Raw genomic sequence first — 2,410 nt, 5'->3', positions numbered from 1 at the left:
CTGCTCGGGTGCGGTGTCGGCGGAGGCCTCGTCGGGCTGCTGTTCGTCCTGTTGCGCGGGGGCCGCCGGGCTGTACGGCGAGCGGATGCTGCGCGGCATGGTGGTCACCTCCTTTGGCGGTTGACGTCGTCGGCGCTGCGCCGGAACTCGGCGGCGAAGTGGGTGTAGAGCCGGTGGCCTTCGGCCTCGTCGGTGTTGTGCATGTCGGCGAGTTCCGCTGCGAGGTAGCGCACGGCCTCGTGGAACGCGGCCCTCGGGCTCTCCGCGCCCTTGATGCTGGCGTGGAAGCGCATCTTGCGGCCCTCGCGGCGGGTCGGCCTGGTCGGCACGTGACTCCTCCCGATCGTCACGGACAGTTAGCTCTGGCGGGGCTGTGCTAAGATCTCGCGCACGTGCGCGCACGTGCACTGCGCGCGTTGGGGTCGCCCCGTTGCGGCGGTTTGCGGTTCTAGTCGGCGCTGGATGTGGCCTCTCGGCTGGTTACGGTCGGTCACAGGAGCAGGCTGGCGATCAGGTCGTCCCAGTCGATCCGGCTCGTTTCCTCGCCCTCGGGCACCACCTCGTAGAGCCCGTCCACGTGCTTGGTGAGCAGGTCGGCGGGGGTCCGGAACACACCCAGCAGCAGGTCTCCCTGCGTGATGCCGAGCAGCGCGTTCTTGCCGTCCTGAGACGGCTGGACCCGCAGCGCGGTGCGGTCCGGCGTGGACAGGCACTCGGCCAGGCTCGTCGCCCCGTCCCGCAGGACGTCGCGGGGCGCGACCACCGGGGCGGGCCAGTCCTCGATCTCGAGGTGGATGAAGTACGGGTCGGCCGGCCGGTAGGTCAGCCACCCGTTGTGGAACTCCTCCGTGGCCTCGTCCCACAGGGGGACGTAGCAGGCGCGCTCGGCCGTCTTGTCCGTCTGGCTGGTCGTCATGAGTTCGCTCCTTTGTCGTCGTTGTCGTCGTTGTCGTCGGCGGACGAGTCGTTCTCGTCCGCGTTGTTCGCGCCGGACGGTCCGCCGTCCGCCGCCTTGTTCATCTGCGCGGACGAGCCGTTGCCGTCCGCTCCGGTGGCGGCGGACGAGCCGTTCGCCCGCAGCAGCTTCAGCAGCGCGCTGGCGCGTGCGTTGCTGATCGTCCGTCCGTCCGCTTTCACGGCGGCCGCGAGCGCATCGCGCGTCAGCCGCTTGCCGGTCTTCTGGTGCTCGACGAGGATCGTCCGTCCGAGCGGCAGCAGCTCGGCGAGGTCGTCCGCACCTGCGGCCCGTCTGCCCGTCCGCGTTGCCCGTCCGCCGTTCGTCCGCCCGGACGGACGACGCCCGTCCGTCCGGTTCTTGGCGGACCGTCCGCCGTTCGTCCGCTTGCCGTCCGAGCCGTCCGTCCGTTTCTTCGCAGGCTCGTCGTCCGCCGTCCGTGCGCCTTCCGTCCGCTGCTCGTTCGTCTCGTCCGTCCGCTTGTCGTCCGCCATCCGTCCGCTGCGTGTCTGGCCGTCGTCCGCGCCATCCGTCCGCGCCTTGTCCGCCGTCCGTCCGCGCAGGAGCCACCCCCAGCGAGGCCGGCCGTTCGCCGTCCGTCCTCCGTCCGTCCGGCCGTTGTCCGCGCCGTCCGTCCGCGCGTCGTCCGGGTTCTCGTCCGCTGGACGAAGCGCGACGGCGGGCAGCGGACGGTACATCGGGAACATCCCGCCGCCAACCTTGTTCACGAACTTCGCGATCTTTTCCATCTCGGCGGCCGCGGCCGGATCAGTGCCGTACAGCTCCTGCGACAGGGCGGCGAGTTGCGTCAGCGCGAGCTCCAACTGTGTCCGCTGCGCCGCAACCACAGCCGTCTGCGCGGCGTCCACCGACTGCCACGTCATCCGGATGGCGCGGCGCGTCCGCACCACCTCGACCGCGACGTGCGGCGACTGCACCCCCTCGCTGACCGCCCACTTGAACGCCGCGAACGTCTCTCGCGTATGCAGCAGCCAGCGCAACGCCGAGAACTTCGGCGCCCGCGGGTCGATCAGGCCCTTCTCGCGGAGGTCCTGGCGGTGGAGGTGCCGCGAGTGCATCGACCATAGCCAGGGCGAGGCGAGCGAGCACGCCGCGAACAGCTCCGGGTAGTCCTGCACATGCGTGTACGACAGGTACCCGGCTCCCGCGCCGATCAGGTACGACCACATCCGGGTCGTCCAGGCCGCGTCGCCCTCCCGGAGCGCGACGTGCGCGTGCCAGGCCACGTACACCGCGACCGACTCGACGATCCCCGCAGCGAGCACCGCCCACAGCGGCGAGAGACCACGCTGCATGAACGACATCGCCTGGCCGGAGACCGCGACACCGTTCACACCGAGGTTGGTGATCGACATGACGGCCATGCGGCTGGCCGTCCGGGTCCGCTCGGCCCAGACCTCGCGCCGCTTGCGCCACTTCGCGCGGGTGCGCTCG

3 protein-coding genes are annotated in these 2,410 nt (G+C 70.9%); all 3 read right to left on the bottom strand.

Features of this window, described 5'->3' with window-relative positions:
* Positions 1-104: 104 nt before the first annotated feature.
* A complete protein-coding gene (locus AB0J09_RS62435) occupies positions 105-329 on the bottom strand; it encodes a hypothetical protein (RefSeq protein ID WP_360713646.1) in 225 nt (74 codons plus the stop codon).
* Positions 330-490: 161 nt separating this feature from the next.
* Positions 491-916, bottom strand: a complete 426-nt coding sequence (locus AB0J09_RS62430; RefSeq protein WP_360713644.1) for a hypothetical protein — start codon at positions 914-916, stop codon at positions 491-493.
* Positions 913-2,410, bottom strand: a 1,498-nt coding sequence (locus AB0J09_RS62425) for a hypothetical protein (RefSeq protein ID WP_360713642.1), incomplete at its 5' end; no start/stop codon positions are given. The genes AB0J09_RS62425 and AB0J09_RS62430, both read right to left, overlap by 4 nt.

It is taken from the genome of Nonomuraea sp. NPDC049784, assembly GCF_040659615.1.
Taxonomy (GTDB): Bacteria; Actinomycetota; Actinomycetes; order Streptosporangiales; family Streptosporangiaceae; genus Nonomuraea.
This window is presented reverse-complemented; position numbering and strand designations above follow the sequence as displayed.